This is a genomic window from Marinobacter sp. NSM, from assembly GCF_052380025.1.
Taxonomy (GTDB): Bacteria; Pseudomonadota; Gammaproteobacteria; order Pseudomonadales; family Oleiphilaceae; genus Marinobacter.
The window spans coordinates 133,913-148,812 of sequence record NZ_JBQTCK010000005.1 but is presented as its reverse complement, the minus strand read 5'-3'; the positions used below and the strand labels follow the sequence as shown (position 1 = coordinate 148,812).

Sequence of the window (14,900 nt, the reverse complement as noted above, 5' to 3'; positions counted from 1 at the left end):
CCGCGGCCTGTCCTCCCTGGTGGGCAGGCCGTGTTACCAGGGTAGGCCCAATGTCCCTGAAATTTTTCCTGACAGTCTATGCTCGCCTGGCCGGTGTCACCGCGCTGGTCATTCTGCTGTGTGTTCTTCTGTTCAACGGTATCAACTCCGTTCGTCATCAATTCTGGCATGAACGGTTCGCGAACCCTTTGATGCGCTGGCTGGCGGCGACGCCCGCGCCCACAAGGCAGTATCACTGGATGCCCTCCCTGTTCGACCTACGATCTGGCCCGCCTGAACAGTTCGACCTGGACAAAGTGGCCATGGAGCGGCTGGGGTATGGGCAGGTGGTGGCGCAACGTACCGATGTTGGGTTTCGTTATCTGGTTCGCTCTTTCGAGGGTGGCCTCGTCAGCCTGCGCCTTGAGCAACCATACCGGGAAATGGCCCAGGCAGTTGCCCTGGTAGTTCGATGGCATCTGGAAACGGTGAGCGCTGAGCAGCGGGCCGATGTTGCCGCGCAACTGGCGGAGGCCCTGGGCGTGCGTGTTGAACCGGTACAGGACCTGAAGGCGCTGCCCAATCAGGACGTTATCGAAGACATCGCCAACACGGGGCTGGTGGTTTTCAATGAGCAGGGCACCCGAAACACCCAGGTGCTGCTGCGTCTTGAGGAAGGTGATCTGGTTGTCGTTCGCATGCCGTCACCGTTCAATCCCTGGGCCTGGCGAATGATTGTCTTGCTTGGCATCGTGGTGGGCTCGGTGCTGGCGGCCGCTTTGTTCCTGGCCATGAGGTTTGTCGATGGCCATCTCCGGAAGGTGGAATCTGTGGCAGTGCGTATTGGCCGTGGCGAAATGGGTGCCCGGGTGGAGTCTGAGGATGGCACACTGGTGTCGCGGCTTGCCTGTTCGTTTAACAGTATGGCGGAGCACATACAGCGGCTGGTTCAGGTTCAACGGGAAATGATCCACGCCGTTTCCCACGAGTTGCGCACTCCGGTAGCCCGAATTCGCTTTGGTGTCCAGATGATCGAATCCGGAAGCAGCCCGGAGGTTCTCGAGAAGCAGCTGGAGGGTATCGATGGTGATATCCAGGAGCTCGATGAGCTGATCGATGAAATACTGACCTACGCCCGCCTGGAGCAGGGTGGGCCGGTGTTCAGCTTGCGAGAGGACTCGGTAACAGACCTGGTTCGGCAAGTGGTTTCTGAACAACAGATGATCCGCCCGGAGATCCGGATTGAGTGTCGTATAGATGAGGAATCCGAGCGTTGGGCCCTGTCGGATGTGGAGCCCAGGTACATCCACCGGGCTATCCAGAATCTGGTGGGCAACGCTGGCCGGTATGCTGCTGGCCGGGTGTTGGTGAACTGCCATCTTGACGAGGACAACTGCCGGGTTGACGTGGAAGACGACGGCCCGGGGATCCCCGAGCAAGACTGGGAGAAGGTGTTCACCGCCTTTGCCCGGCTGGATGACAGCCGCACCAGAACCTCGGGTGGCTATGGCCTGGGGTTGTCCATCGTAAGGCGCATTCTTTACTGGCATGGCGGTCAGGCCTTTGTTGGGCGCAGTGACGAGCTCGGCGGCGCGCGATTCAGCCTGGTTTGGCCAAGACGTAAGCCGGATGACGCCATTTTGTGAGCCAGTGCTCACGACCTCACCTGATGTAACAAAGCTCTACAGAATAGCTACTGAATTCGTCAGCTTCCGGGCTGAGAATAGACGGCGTAAGGGATGACTTTTGAGGTTGTAGTTCTTACGAACTTTCCTTGTTTCATTCGTCATTTGAGGGCCGGATTTATCCGGCCCTTTTTTTATGCAAAATTTCCCGCCAATAGTGGTTATTCACACTCGGACTGCTCTCGGGCTGGTAGACTCTACTGAAAAAAGGAGATCTGAATGTCCCGCTATTTGCTTGCCATTGATCAGGGTACCACCAGCTCCCGGGCCATCGTTTTCGATGCCAGGGGTACGCAGGTGGCAGTCGCCCAGCAGGAGTTTCACCAGTATTTTCCCCGAGACGGCTGGGTTGAACATGACGCCGTGGAGATATGGGACAGCACCCTGGCGGTGTGTCGCGAGGCTTTGGACAAAGCCGGGGTCCAGGCGTCTGCCCTGGCCGGCATCGGGATTACCAATCAACGGGAAACGACAGTTGTATGGGACCGTGAGACCGGCGAGCCGATCCACCATGCCATTGTCTGGCAGGATCGCCGCACCGCATCGTTGTGCACCAAGCTCAAGTCGGATGGCCATGAGGCCCTGGTCGTTGAACGCACGGGCCTGCTGATTGATCCCTACTTTTCTGCCACCAAGGTTGCCTGGCTGCTGGACAATGTGGAAGGTGCCCGCAAGCGAGCTGAAGCCGGTGAGCTGGCGTTTGGTACCGTCGATACCTGGTTGCTGTGGAACCTGACCAACGGTCAGTCTCATTACACCGATGCCACCAATGCATCACGAACGGCCCTGTTCAATATCCATAACCAGGATTGGGACGATGACCTGCTGGCGCTATTTCGGGTACCTAGGGCGTTGTTGCCAGAGGTTCTGGACTGTGCCGATGAGTACGGAGATACCGATGCGGAATGGCTCGGTGCGCCGGTCAAGGTGGCGGGTATTGCCGGTGATCAGCATGCGGCGCTGATCGGCCAGGCCTGTTTCGAGCCCGGTATGGCCAAGAGCACCTACGGGACGGGCTGTTTTTTGATGCTCAATACCGGTGACGAAGCGCTGCGTTCGGAAAACCGGTTGCTGACCACCATGGCCTACCGGTTGAATGGCAAGCCGTGCTATGCGATCGAGGGCAGTATTTTTGTCGCCGGTGCGGCCATGCAATGGCTTAGGGACGGTCTGCGTCTGATTACCCATGCCAGTGAGTCGGCAGGCCATGCCGAGACGGTGGGCGTGGACAACCCGGTTTACCTGGTGCCGGCTTTCACTGGGCTGGGGGCGCCTCACTGGGACCCCAATGCCAGAGGCGCCATTCTCGGCCTGACACGGGACACCGGTATTGCTGAGATCGTCACTGCGGGCCTGCAGTCGGTGTGTTATCAGACCAAGGATCTGGTGAGGGCCATTCGCAACGATGGTGCGCGCCTGGAGTCGATTCGGGTAGACGGTGGCATGGCGGTAAATGACTGGGTGATGCAATTTCTTTGCGACATCCTGAACGTCACTGTCGACCGGCCTCAGGTAACGGAAACCACGGCCCTGGGCGCGGCGTATCTGGCAGGATTACAGACCAGGGTGTTCGAAAGCCTGGAGCAGATCTCCGACCTATGGGAGTGCGAACGGCAATTCCGGCCGGATATGAAGCCGGCGCTTCGGGAATCGCTGTATGCGGGTTGGCTGGATGCAGTCGAGCGGGTCTGTAACAACTGACCCGCTCTCTCAACTGGTGCGTTCGAAGGCAATCAGGTGATCGGCTTCGACACGCACCGGCACGTGCTCGCCCATGTGGAAATCCAGGTGGCTCCGGAACAGGGCCTCGAATTCGGTATCTTCCGAGTACCGGAACCGATAAAGGGTTGACGTGCCTGCGAAGGTCTTCTCCACCACTTTAGGCTTCAGGTCGGAGTGCTCATCGTAGACGATATCGTCCGGGCGAATCAGCACATCCAGCAGCGTGCCCGGCTTCCATTTATAGGCCCGGTTGCCGTGGATAACCCCCAGTTCGGATTCAATGGTGTCCGGCCCCAGGGCGGTACCGGGAATGAAGCCGCCCTGGCCAACGAAGCTGGCTACGAAGCGGTTGGCGGGTTCATGATACAGGTTGTAGGGTACGTCCCATTGCTGCAGAGTGCCGTCTTTGAGCACCGCCACCTGATCGCACATGGCAAACGCTTCCTGTTGGTCATGGGTGACGAGGATAGCGCTGATGCCGAGTGTTTTCAGGATATCCCGTACATCCAGGCTCAGCCGGCGCCGAAGGTCGGTATCCAGGTTCGAGAACGGCTCATCCAGCAGAATCAGCGTTGGCTCTGGCGCCAGTGCCCTGGCCAGGGCGACCCGCTGTTGCTGGCCGCCGGATAGCTCGTGGGGATAGTTGTTTGCCAGGTCCTGCAGGTGCACAAGGTTGAGCAGTTCCATGACCTTCTGGCGACGTTCGGCCTTGGTCATATTCCTCAGGCCAAACCCGACGTTGTCGGCGATGGTCAGGTGGGGGAATAGCGCGTAATCCTGAAACACCATGCCGATACGGCGCTTTTCAGGAGCCAGGGTGCGTCCGGGAAGGCTGATTGACTGGGACTGGAGCTGGATTTCCCCGCTGTTTAAAGGCAAAAAGCCGGCCAGGGCTCTGAGAATGGTGCTTTTGCCACAGCCACTGGGGCCGAGCAGGCACCCAATGTCGCCGTGGCTCAGGGCGAAGCTGACGTCTTTAACGACAGAGTCGCCGCCATACCCGCAGGACAGGTTGTTGACTTCCAGCAGCCAGTCGGCCGGTGGCAGCAAAGATTCAGGCATGGATCAGTCCAGGCGGTTAAGAATGAGGAACTCGAGCAGGGCCTTCTGGGCGTGCAGGCGGTTTTCCGCTTCATGCCACACCACTGAACCCGGGTGCTCCATCATGTCGGCGGAAATCTCCTCGCCACGGTGGGCAGGCAGGCAGTGCATGAACAAGGCATCCTTGGCGGCCAAAGACATCAGTCCCTGGTTGATCTGGTAGTCCTGAAAGGCTTTCTCTCGGGCTTTCTGCTCGTCTTCCTGGCCCATGGAGGCCCAAACGTCGGTGACCAGCAGGTTGGCACCCTTTGCAGCGTCTTCCGGTGTGCGCACCACGGTTACGCGATCACTGTGGGCTTTCAGCAGGTTACTGTCTGGTTCATACCCTTCCGGGCAGGCTACGTTCAGGTGAAAATCGAACTGGGCCGCCGCGTTGATGTAGGAGTGGCACATATTGTTGCCATCACCAATCCAGGCAACGGTAGCTCCGCGGATGCTGCCGCGATGTTCACGATAGGTTTGCATATCCGCCAGCAGTTGGCACGGGTGGAATTCGTCGGTTAAGGCATTGATCACCGGCTTGCTGGAAGCCGAGGCAAAGCGCTCAACGGTTTCGTGGGCAAAGGTCCGAATCATCACCGCATCCACCATGCTGGATATCACGATGGCGGAGTCCTCGATGGGCTCGCCCCGGCCAAGCTGGGTGTCCCGGGGAGACAGGAACATGGCGGTGCCACCGAGCTGGGTCATGCCCGCTTCAAAGGATACCCGTGTGCGGGTGGACGATTTTTCAAAGATCATCGCCAATACCCGGTTTTTCAGGGAATCCCGGGTTTTACCCGCATGCCACTCTTTACGAAGCCTGGACGCATGATCAAGGAGCTGTTCCAGCTCACTGGTGGTCATGTCGTTCAGAGTCAGAAAATGTCTTGCCGCCATGAAAGGCCCCTGTTTCAAGGAAACTGCTGTACGGTTAGCATCTGAAAAGGGCATCAAGTCTAGCCCTTCACAACCCGTAAAACAACGCCGGGGGTGGGGTGGTTGCTCTGGGTCAAACACATCGGTTTGGTGGCTAATCGACCAGCCGTGTACAATGGCGGTTAAGTGCCGTGTAACGGTAAACCTGATTTCAACCAGAGGTATGAGTTCATGGATATCAATGAAACCATCAAGAGCCAGCTCGAAGAGAACCCGGTCATTCTTTACATGAAGGGCACTCCGCAGGCACCGCAGTGCGGTTTCTCCGCCCGTACCGTTCAGGCTCTGATGGCGTGCGGTGAGCGGTTTGCGTTCGTGAACATTCTGGACAATCAGGAGCTTCGCGAAGCCCTCAAAGTCTATTCAAGCTGGCCGACTTACCCGCAGCTCTACATTGGTGGTGAGCTGGTGGGCGGTTGTGACATTGTTCTGGAAATGTCCGAGAGCGGTGAACTGGCCAAGGCGGTTAAAGACGCGGTCAAGCAAGCCGAGGCCTGAGCTTTCTTTTAGCGGCGCTTCGGGGTGAACACCAGCTTTACCTCGAAGCGGTCCCGCTCCTCTCCTTTTGGCTCCGGATAGGGGCTGGCAGCCAGCGCTGCACGATACGCTGCATCATCAATCCCCTGGACACCCGTCGACTCCACAACCCGTGCCCGGGTCAGCGCGCCATTGGCGAGCAGTCTTAATTCCAGTGCCATCGTGAGTGTCTCCTGCAGGCCCGCTATTGCAGGCACTCGCTCCTGTTCAAGTTGTTCCGCCAGATGGGTGGCCAGCAGAATCAGGTACGGGTCCTGCTCTGACGGCGACATGGTTATCCGCTGAATCGCTTCCGGCTCGTCTTTGGTGGTTGAGGTTGACGGTGTGGATGCCATCGATTCAGGACTGGCCGGATGCTGTTGTGAGCGGGGTCGGCTGGTTTCGGTTCTGGCTGCTGGTTTTGGGGTGGGCCGGGCGGTGTGGGTCGAGACTGGCTCGGCAACAGGTCGGTTTGCTGAGGCGGTCGTGATTTGCTCTGGGGCCTCAACGGTAAAATCCGGATGCCTCGGGGGTTGTGGTTCAGCGGCGTTGGGGCTGGATGCGGTGCTGGTTTCGGAGGCCGGGGACTGGAGAGTAAACACCAGGCGATGACTGAACTCCCGTGCTTCCCTCAGGGGGGAGGGAAGCACGGCCAGTAGCAAGGTGTGCACTGTCAGGGCCAGAGAGATGGCCAGAATTAGCCGATGGGACGCCGGGATCGACGGAGGTCGAAGGCCTGGCTCTGACATCGCAATCAGGCGGTTTTGGTGCGCAGGTTGCCCACGACGGCATTCAAGGCGCGGTCGATCAGGGCGCCCTGTTCCAGAAGCGTCAGGCGGCCCCGGCGCATTTCGTGGGCCAGTTCCACCCTGGTTTTCTCGATCACCTTCAGGCCCATGCGATTGACGAACACGAAACAATCAGCCTCTTCGATAACCGCAGACAGTTTACATCGGAAGTTGGCACCGTTGACCAGCTTGAACTCGACCCAGTTGCCGATCTCGATGTCATCCAGCTTCGCTACATACTCAGCAATGGCAGCATCTTCCAGTTCCTGCTGGCGCTCAACGGCGGTCTGATGCACGGTGGGTGCTTCTTCTTCGATCTCTTCAGGGCTGTCCTGGCGTGCCTCGATGGCCGCATTGGTGCGGAAGGCTTCTGCCAGTTCGTGCTTAAGCTGCCCCATCATCTGGTCCAGACGGGAAGCGTTGTAAGAGACCTCCTCCAGCCCCGCCCGGAGTGTCTTGAGTAAGGCAGGAACAACCCGGACCCATTGATCCCGCTCTTCGTCTTCCTCGTGGGGATGCAGGCACCAGATCAGGTCGTCCACCACCCGGGCCGTCTCGTGCCAGCGGTGCTCGGTGTCGTCACGCAGGTAAGCGAGAAACATGACCCGGCTCCAGCCATTAGTCAGAATATCGTGAACCGGCTCGGGCAGGCGGTATCGGGAGACTTTTTCTTTGATCAGCCGGTCGACCGCTTCCTGGGCCTTCTGGGACTTGATGCGGCCCCGTTCAGACTCCCGGGTACGTTGCTCCACCAGAGACGCCTTGCGGTTTTCGCGCTCCAGGAACTGTTCGAACTCCTGGTTCAGTGTTTCGAACAGGGCGATATCGCCGTCAAATTCATTGAGAATTCGCTGTACGACGTTATGAATCTGGCCATAGAGCTTGTCTCTGGCTTTTTCATCACTGGAGCTCCAGCCAATACCGGCACGGGCAAGGGAGTTGAGCAGTTTGCGGGCCGGGTGGGTAGCTTTGCTGAAAAAGCTCTTGTCCTTGATGACCACTTTCAATATCGGAATCTGCAGCCGGCTGATCAGTACCTGTACCGGAGCAGACAGGTTGTAGTCATCCAGTATGAACTCGAACAACATGGAGACCAGGTTGATCAGGTCTTCGTCTACTTCATTCAGTGCCGGCTTGCGTCCATCCTGGCCTTCGGCTCTTGCCAGCAATTGCTGCACAACCTGGCGCAGATCGATCTCCACCGGTTCGCCGGTGCTCAGATCGTCACTGTCCTGAAGGTTGAAGTGGCTGGGCAGAGTATTGAGCATATCTGCCAGCTCCGGCCCTCCGACGACGCGCAAGGCGGGATCGGCACTACGAGGTGGCATGCCTGAATTGGCCTTTTGCAGCGCCAGCATCTGGCGAATCTGGTCAAACAGGGCGGTATCTTCCGGTCTCTGCTCGTAAGCGACGGCTTCACCGGTTCCAGTCTGGGTTGCTTCGCCCTGGGCTGGCTTGCCAGAGGCTTTTTGCTGTTGGCCAGCCTTGCCGTGGAATCGGAAGTTGGGGATGACGCCGGCCTGGATCAGTATTCGGTTGGCTTCGTCCAGCAGCATACCCAGGTTAGACACCACGTAGCGGTCAAACTGCTTGAGAACGATCAGCCGCTCCCGAATCTGGATTTCCAGTGCCTGGATGGCCTCGGTAAACGCGCTGCACAGGTGTTCCGGTGCCATAGGGTTAACTGGCACCTCTTCTGAGGCGTCCGGGTATACCTCGGTGAATCTTGCCTGCAGTTGAATCAGGGGCCCCTGAAAGTGCGCCTTGGCTTTGGTAATCATGGCGTTCAGGGCAACCTGTTCTTCCAGATCATCATCGCCGACCAGCGACAGGGTGTCTACGCTCGCCTGTTGGGTGGTGTCCTGGGCTTGCAGTTGTCCGGCGTGAGGCGGGTTAGCAAAGAATTGGGCAACGGCGTTCTGGAAATGCCGCTCAACTCCTTTGCGCTTTATGCGGATTTCCCGCATCGCTTCAAAGTACCGGTTCTGTTCGTTATTACTACGGGCATTATTCGCCAGTTCGAAGAGTGAATCATCGACAGCGTCAAAAGCCCCTTGCAGCAAATCTCCCAGTCCCGCGACAACCGTGTCACGGATACGGGTTACCTCCGCGGGAACCGGCCGGGAGCTTGCGGCTTCCCGGTGTTCGCGGAGGTAATGTATGCCGGACTGCTTGTTCATGGCCGACTCCTGTTTACGCCTCAACCGGATACATGACCGAGCTTGCTCTTCTTCTATTCTGAATTATTGGTTAAACTTAGCGCATTTTTGGTTGGATTAACATGAATAAACGCTAACCTGGGACGTCATTCAAAAAGCAGGCCTCATCGGCCGTGTCCAGTTTACCGAGCCGGTCGGGGTTCCAGGGCCGGCCGAGACCGTTTGCCGAGGCGTTTGGGGTGCACAATCGCCGCTTTCACCACGTTGTCCTTGATCTGAAGCACTTCCACGCGATGTCCACCCACCTTGAGGCAGACGTTGGTTTCCGGAATGTTTTCCAGGGTTTCGGTGATCAGGCCGTTCAGGGTTTTTGGTCCGTCGGTGGGCAGTTTCCAGCCCAGGGTCTTGTTGATGGATCTGACCGCTGTACCGCCGTCGATGATATAAGTGCCGTTATCCTGTGGAATGATGTCTTGTGAAGTGGCGGAGTAATCGGTGGTGAACTCGCCCACAATTTCTTCAAGGATGTCTTCCAGTGTCGCCAGGCCCAGAACCTCTCCGTATTCATCCACTACGATGCCAAAGCGGCGCCGGCCCTTCTGGAAATTGAGAAGCTGGGTATTCAGGGGGGTGCTTTCCGGAATGAAATAGGGCTCCTGGCTTAGCTGCATCACCATAGCTTTGTTGATTTCCGGCTCTTGCAGCAGTTTTGCGGCGCTGCGCATATGAAGGATACCCTGAATATTGTTGATATCGCCCTTGAATACAGGGAGCCGGGTGTGCTGACTACTTCTAAGTTGGCGGACGATAGTGTCCGTGTCGTCGTCCAGGTCGATACCCGCTACTTCATTGCGGGGCACCATTATGTCGTTCACCGTGACTTTTTCCAGGTCCAGTATGCTAACCAGCATATCTTTGTGTTTGGCGGGAATCAGCGCGCCGGCTTCATTGACGACAGTTCTGAGTTCCTCCCGGCTCAGGTGATCCTCCGTGGCCTGGGCTGAAGATACGCCGAGCACGCGCAAAATGCCGGTGGTGAACAGGTTGACGGACCACACCAGTGGGTAGAGGATTCTCAGTAACGGCCTGAGCACGAAGCTGGCAGGAAAAGCAATTTTCTCCGGGAACAGTGCCGCCAATGTTTTCGGGGTGACTTCGGCAAAGATCAGGATAACGATGGTGAGCAGAACGGTGGCTATCGCGATGCCTGCATCGCCCCAGATCCGGATGGCGATCACTGTGGCGATGGCCGAGGCAAAGATATTGACGAAGTTGTTGCCGATCAGTATGACGCCAATCAGCTGGTCGGTCCTGTTCAGGAGTTTCTGCGCCCGGAGCGCACCTTTGTGGCCGGTTTTCGCCATGTGTTTCAGGCGGTACCGGTTGAGGGACATCATTCCCGTCTCTGAGCTGGAGAAGAAGCCTGAAAGGATAATTAGGCAGACAAGAAGAATGAACAGCGCCGTCAGCGATGTTTCGTTCAAAAGAAAAGCCCTTATATTGACGACAAGAGTGGAAAATAGGGTGAATTGGTTTGTGGTGTCAAGCGATTCAGGTGGTCAGCCGCCTCTCTGGAACAGCAGTTCCAGCACGAATTTGCTGCCGTAGAATGCCAGCATGAGCAAGGCGCACCCGGCCAGAGTCCAGCGGCTGGCCGTCATTCCCCGCCACCCTTTGGTGTACCGGCCTACCAGCAGGCCAATAAACACCATAAGCGAGAGCATGGAAAACAGCGTTTTGTGGGCCAAGTCCTGGGCAAACAAGTCTTCGATGAAGACTGCTCCGGTGACAATGGCCAGTACCAGCAGGACAACTCCCGCCCAGACCATTTCGAACAGCAGGGATTCCATGGTTTGCAGTGGTGGCAGGTTGCGGACCAGCAGGCTGTTGTAGTTGTGTTTGAGCTGCCGGTTCTGGAAGTAAAGCAGTACCGCCTGAATGGCCGCCAGGGTGAACAGGCTGTAAGCTGTCACTGAAAGCGCGATGTGCGACAGCATGCCATAGCTCTGGTCCGGCACAAGGCGGGAGGGAGTGTGGGTGATCAGTGTCATCACAATCGTCAGTGCCGCGATCGGGTAGGCGCCGAGGAACAGGCTTGCGACGGGCTTGGTCAGGTTCAGTCCCAATAACAAAAACACGATCAGCCAGGAAATGAGCACGGAACTTTTGAAAAAGCTCAAATCGAAGCCGCCATCCATGTGCACGGTCTGGGCAATCAGCAGGCCATGGCCAATCAGTGCCAGGATGCCAATGAGGGTGGTGATGGCCAGATTACTCTGTACCCGCCCCCTGAAATGCAGCGCCTGCAGGGCGGTTCCAACGCTGTAAAGAAAGAGTGCGGTAACCGCGAGAATCAGCGTTCCCATGACATCCTTAGTGTATTGCCTTGTAATGAAAGCGGGCACGGAGTTGTTCAGAGGCTCCGTAGTCTGGGTATAATGTCGCGATTATGCAACAGGAATCAAGCAGCCCGGGCTGGCTTCTTGATTTGTGTGAACAATTTCTCCGGGGTACGGAAGAGCAACATGTTTGAGAATCTCCAGGACCGGCTTTCCGGCAGCTTGCGCAAGATCTCTGGTCAGGCACGCCTGACCGACGACAATATTAAAGATACGCTTCGTGAAGTTCGTATGGCGCTGCTGGAAGCGGACGTCGCGCTGCCGGTAGTCAAGGATTTCATTGAGGGTGTCCGGCAGCGGGCGATTGGCCAGGAAGTCCAGCGCAGTCTCACGCCGGGCCAGGTGTTTGTAAAGGTTGTCCAGCAGGAGCTGGAGCGGGTGATGGGTGAGGGTAATGAGTCCCTCAATCTGTCCACCCGCCCGCCTGCGGTGATCATGATGGCCGGCCTGCAGGGTGCTGGTAAAACCACGACGGTGGCCAAGCTCTCCCGCTTCCTTAAAGAGCGTCAGAAAAAATCCGTGCTGGTGGTCAGTGCCGATATCTATCGGCCGGCGGCCATCCGGCAGCTGGAAACCCTGGCCGGTGAAGTGGGTGTCGAGTTTTTCCCCAGCACCACCGAACAGGACCCCGTGGACATTGCGAGCGGGGCGATTGAGGCGGCGCGCCGCAAGCATATTGATGTGGTGATTCTCGATACCGCCGGTCGTCTGCACGTAGACGAGCAGATGATGGGTGAGATCGGTCGGCTGCATAAGGCCGTGAACCCGGTGGAAACCCTGTTCGTGGTTGACGCAATGACCGGTCAGGATGCCGCCAATACCGCCAAGGCGTTCAACGATGCCCTGCCGTTGACCGGTGTGGTGCTGACCAAGACCGATGGCGACGCCCGGGGCGGCGCGGCGCTTTCTGTACGCCATATCACTGGCAAGCCGATCAAGTTCCTGGGTGTTGGTGAGAAATCCGATGCCCTGGAGCCGTTTTATCCAGACCGTGTTGCGTCCCGCATTCTGGGGATGGGGGATGTGCTTTCCCTTATTGAGGAAGCAGAGCGCAAGCTGGATAAACAGAAGGCCGAGAAACTTACCAAAAAGATCAAGAAGGGTAAGGGCTTTGATCTGGAAGATTTTCGTGACCAGCTCCAGCAAATGAAAAATATGGGCGGCATTGGTGGCCTGCTGGATAAGTTGCCGGGCATGGGGCAGATGGCCCAGATGGCGCAGCAGCAGGTAAATGACAAGTCGGTTGGCCAGATGGAAGCCATCATCTGCTCCATGACGCCCAAGGAGCGCCGTTACCCGGATGTGATCAACAACTCCCGCAAACGCCGGATTGCCGCCGGCTCCGGTACCCAGATACAGGATGTGAATCGACTGCTGAAGCAGCACAAGCAGATGCAGAAGATGATGAAGAAATTTGGCAAGAAAGGCGGAATGGCCAACATGATGCGTGGTCTTGGTGGTATGATGCCGCCCGGCGGTGGTGGTGGCATGCCCCCGTTCGGCCGTATGTAAAAAGCCTTACATATAAAATGGGGAAACCGAGCGTTTCCCTGTTTTCATTGGCGCTTTTTTGGCATAGAATAGCGCCCCTTTCGAGTATGGGTCTTCTCGTCAGCCGCCAGTCGGCATGGTGGGAATCGTACAAAGTTCGTACAACAGAACAGGATATTGGTCGAAATGGTAACAATCCGTTTGGCTCGTGGCGGCTCCAAGAAGCGCCCGTTCTACCATCTGACAGTCACTGACAGCCGTAACTCCCGTGACGGCCGTTTCATTGAGCGTGTTGGTTTCTTTAACCCGGTTGCCCGCGGCCAGGAAGAGCGTCTGCGTGTAAATCGTGAGCGCGTTGATTTCTGGCTGGGCCAGGGCGCCCAGGCAAGTGATCGCGTTGCCCAGCTGCTCAAAACTGCTGGTTAATTGCACGTAAAGACCGGGGTTTGACAGGCATGACACAGCATCCACAGGAAACTGTGATCGGCCAGATCACCTCGGTGTTCGGGGTCAAGGGTTGGCTTAAAGTCTTCTCTTACACTGAGCCCCGGGAAGGGATACTCACTTATCGTGACTGGACTCTGGTTCTTGATGGTAAGCGTATCCCGGTAAAGCTTGAGGAAGGTCGCCGCCAGGGGCAGGGGATCGTCGTCAGACTTAAAGGTATAGATGACCGTGAGCTGGCCCGCTCCTATGGCGGTGCCGAGATCCGGGTTCCAACCGAGCAATTGCCGGAATTGCCTGAAGGGGAATTCTATTGGCACCAGCTGGAGGGACTTGAAGTGTTCACGGTTGTGGGTGAGTGCCTGGGTAAGGTGCATCACCTGCTGGAAACAGGCTCCAACGATGTCCTGGTGGTGCGCGCGACGGCGAGCTCCATTGACCAGCGCGAACGGCTTATCCCCTATCTGCCTGATCAGGTGGTTCACGGGGTGGATCTGGATAACTCGCGCATGGTGGTCGACTGGGATCCGGAGTTCTGACGGGTGTGGATTGGCGCGGTTAGTCTGTTCCCGGATATGTTTTCTGCGGTGACGGATTACGGTATTACCGGCAGGGCAGTTCGTGAAGGGTTACTGACCTTCAGCTGCTGGAATCCCCGGGATTATACCCACGACCGACATCGCACGGTGGATGACCGGCCCTATGGCGGCGGCCCCGGAATGCTGATGAAAATTCAGCCCCTCCGGGATGCCATCCATGAGGCCAGGGCATCGGCACCCGGCAAGGCCTGTGTGGTCTACCTTTCGCCACAAGGTGAAAGGCTGGATCAGTCGGTGGTGGAGTCTCTGGCCGCCGAACAGCAGCTGATTCTCGTTGCCGGTCGTTATGAAGGCGTTGATGAGCGCCTGATATCGGCGGAAGTCGACCGGGAAGTGTCTCTGGGGGATTTTGTACTCTCAGGTGGCGAACTGGCGGCGATGGCTGTGATTGATGCGGTAACACGCCTCATCCCCGGAGCGCTGGGTCATGCGCAGTCAGCGGAGCAGGATTCCTTTGCTGACGGTTTGCTGGATTGTCCGCACTATACCCGGCCCGAGGTTTACGAAGGTCAGGCGGTGCCGGAAGTTCTTTTGGGCGGTCACCATGAACAGATCCGGCGTTGGCGATTGAAAGAATCGTTGAGGCGAACCCGGGAGCGACGCCCCGACCTGCTGGAAAAGCGGGTGCTTACGGAAGAAGAGCGTCAGCTTCTGGAAGAAATTTTGAACGAACCGGGTGTCTCTGAGTCATCAGGGCATTGAAAGATTGGGTATCAGGAGCATTACGATGAGCGGCAAGAACAACATCATCAGTCAACTTGAAGCAGAACAGATGACCAAGGAAATCCCTGCGTTCGCGCCGGGTGACACCGTGGTTGTTCAGGTTCGCGTAACTGAAGGTAACCGTGAGCGTCTGCAGGCGTTTGAAGGCGTGGTTATTGGCAAGCGCAACCGTGGCATGAACTCTTCCTTCACCGTTCGTAAGATCTCTTACGGCGTGGGCGTTGAGCGTACCTTCCAGACCTTCTCCAAGCTGATTGACAGCGTGAGCGTGAAGCGTCGTGGTGACGTGCGTCAGGCCAAGCTTTACTACCTGCGCGATCTGTCTGGTAAGGCAGCTCGTATCAAGGAAAAGCTTAACTGATTCAAGCCCCTGGCT

The 14,900-nt window shown here is 57.3% G+C and carries 14 protein-coding genes; 8 read left to right on the top strand and 6 right to left on the bottom strand.

Going from position 1 to position 14,900, the window contains the following annotated elements; all coding sequences use genetic code 11:
- Positions 1–50: 50 nt before the first annotated feature.
- Together ACTZWX_RS12610 and glpK are read left to right on the top strand one after the other, a co-directional pair.
- On the top strand, positions 51–1,625 hold the full coding sequence (locus ACTZWX_RS12610) for an ATP-binding protein (protein ID WP_444714230.1): 1,575 nt from the start codon (positions 51–53) through the stop codon (positions 1,623–1,625).
- A 258-nt stretch (positions 1,626–1,883) separates the two neighbouring features.
- Positions 1,884–3,365: a glycerol kinase GlpK gene (glpK, locus tag ACTZWX_RS12605; RefSeq protein ID WP_444714229.1), complete on the top strand. Its 1,482-nt coding sequence runs from the start codon at positions 1,884–1,886 to the stop codon at positions 3,363–3,365.
- 9 nt (positions 3,366–3,374) lie between these two features.
- Here the strand turns inward: glpK and ACTZWX_RS12600 are convergent, their stop codons facing one another.
- Together ACTZWX_RS12600 and argF are read right to left on the bottom strand one after the other, a co-directional pair.
- Positions 3,375–4,448, bottom strand: coding sequence for an ABC transporter ATP-binding protein (locus ACTZWX_RS12600; RefSeq protein WP_444714228.1), 1,074 nt, complete (start codon positions 4,446–4,448; stop codon positions 3,375–3,377).
- 3 nt (positions 4,449–4,451) lie between these two features.
- On the bottom strand, positions 4,452–5,366 hold the full coding sequence (argF, locus tag ACTZWX_RS12595) for an ornithine carbamoyltransferase (RefSeq protein ID WP_444714227.1): 915 nt from the start codon (positions 5,364–5,366) through the stop codon (positions 4,452–4,454).
- A 210-nt stretch (positions 5,367–5,576) separates the two neighbouring features.
- Here argF and grxD point away from each other — a divergent pair, with 210 nt between their 5' ends.
- Entirely contained in the window at positions 5,577–5,903 is a 327-nt protein-coding gene (grxD, locus tag ACTZWX_RS12590; RefSeq protein ID WP_061332302.1) for a Grx4 family monothiol glutaredoxin, read from the top strand.
- Positions 5,904–5,911: 8 nt separating this feature from the next.
- On the opposite strand, the gene ACTZWX_RS12585 is transcribed toward grxD, so the two are convergent.
- From ACTZWX_RS12585 to ACTZWX_RS12570, 4 genes are all read right to left on the bottom strand, one after another.
- On the bottom strand, positions 5,912–6,670 hold the full coding sequence (locus ACTZWX_RS12585) for a TonB family protein (protein WP_444714226.1): 759 nt from the start codon (positions 6,668–6,670) through the stop codon (positions 5,912–5,914).
- Positions 6,671–6,675: 5 nt separating this feature from the next.
- Positions 6,676–8,889 (bottom strand): DUF1631 domain-containing protein, encoded by a 2,214-nt coding sequence (locus ACTZWX_RS12580; RefSeq protein ID WP_444714225.1) that lies wholly within the window; start codon positions 8,887–8,889, stop codon positions 6,676–6,678.
- Between the two features lie 161 nt (positions 8,890–9,050).
- Positions 9,051–10,352 (bottom strand): HlyC/CorC family transporter, encoded by a 1,302-nt coding sequence (locus ACTZWX_RS12575; RefSeq protein ID WP_061332299.1) that lies wholly within the window; start codon positions 10,350–10,352, stop codon positions 9,051–9,053.
- Positions 10,353–10,427: 75 nt separating this feature from the next.
- A complete protein-coding gene (locus ACTZWX_RS12570) occupies positions 10,428–11,234 on the bottom strand; it encodes a cytochrome C assembly family protein (protein ID WP_072677909.1) in 807 nt (268 codons plus the stop codon).
- Between the two features lie 159 nt (positions 11,235–11,393).
- Here ACTZWX_RS12570 and ffh point away from each other — a divergent pair, with 159 nt between their 5' ends.
- From ffh to rplS, 5 genes are all read left to right on the top strand, one after another.
- Positions 11,394–12,779: a signal recognition particle protein gene (gene ffh, locus ACTZWX_RS12565; protein WP_444714224.1), complete on the top strand. Its 1,386-nt coding sequence runs from the start codon at positions 11,394–11,396 to the stop codon at positions 12,777–12,779.
- A gap of 165 nt (positions 12,780–12,944) precedes the next feature.
- Positions 12,945–13,184 carry a 30S ribosomal protein S16 gene (gene rpsP / locus ACTZWX_RS12560; protein ID WP_058091782.1) on the top strand — a complete coding sequence of 80 codons (240 nt, stop codon included), beginning with the start codon at positions 12,945–12,947 and terminating at the stop codon, positions 13,182–13,184.
- 29 nt (positions 13,185–13,213) lie between these two features.
- Complete coding sequence (gene rimM / locus ACTZWX_RS12555; protein WP_444714223.1) at positions 13,214–13,741, top strand: ribosome maturation factor RimM; 528 nt, start codon at positions 13,214–13,216, stop codon at positions 13,739–13,741.
- A gap of 3 nt (positions 13,742–13,744) precedes the next feature.
- Entirely contained in the window at positions 13,745–14,503 is a 759-nt protein-coding gene (gene trmD, locus ACTZWX_RS12550; RefSeq protein WP_152437469.1) for a tRNA (guanosine(37)-N1)-methyltransferase TrmD, read from the top strand.
- A gap of 25 nt (positions 14,504–14,528) precedes the next feature.
- The gene (gene rplS, locus ACTZWX_RS12545) at positions 14,529–14,885 is read left to right on the top strand and encodes a 50S ribosomal protein L19 (protein ID WP_022988899.1); all 357 of its coding nucleotides are present in this window, start codon (positions 14,529–14,531) and stop codon (positions 14,883–14,885) included.
- Positions 14,886–14,900 lie beyond the last annotated feature (15 nt).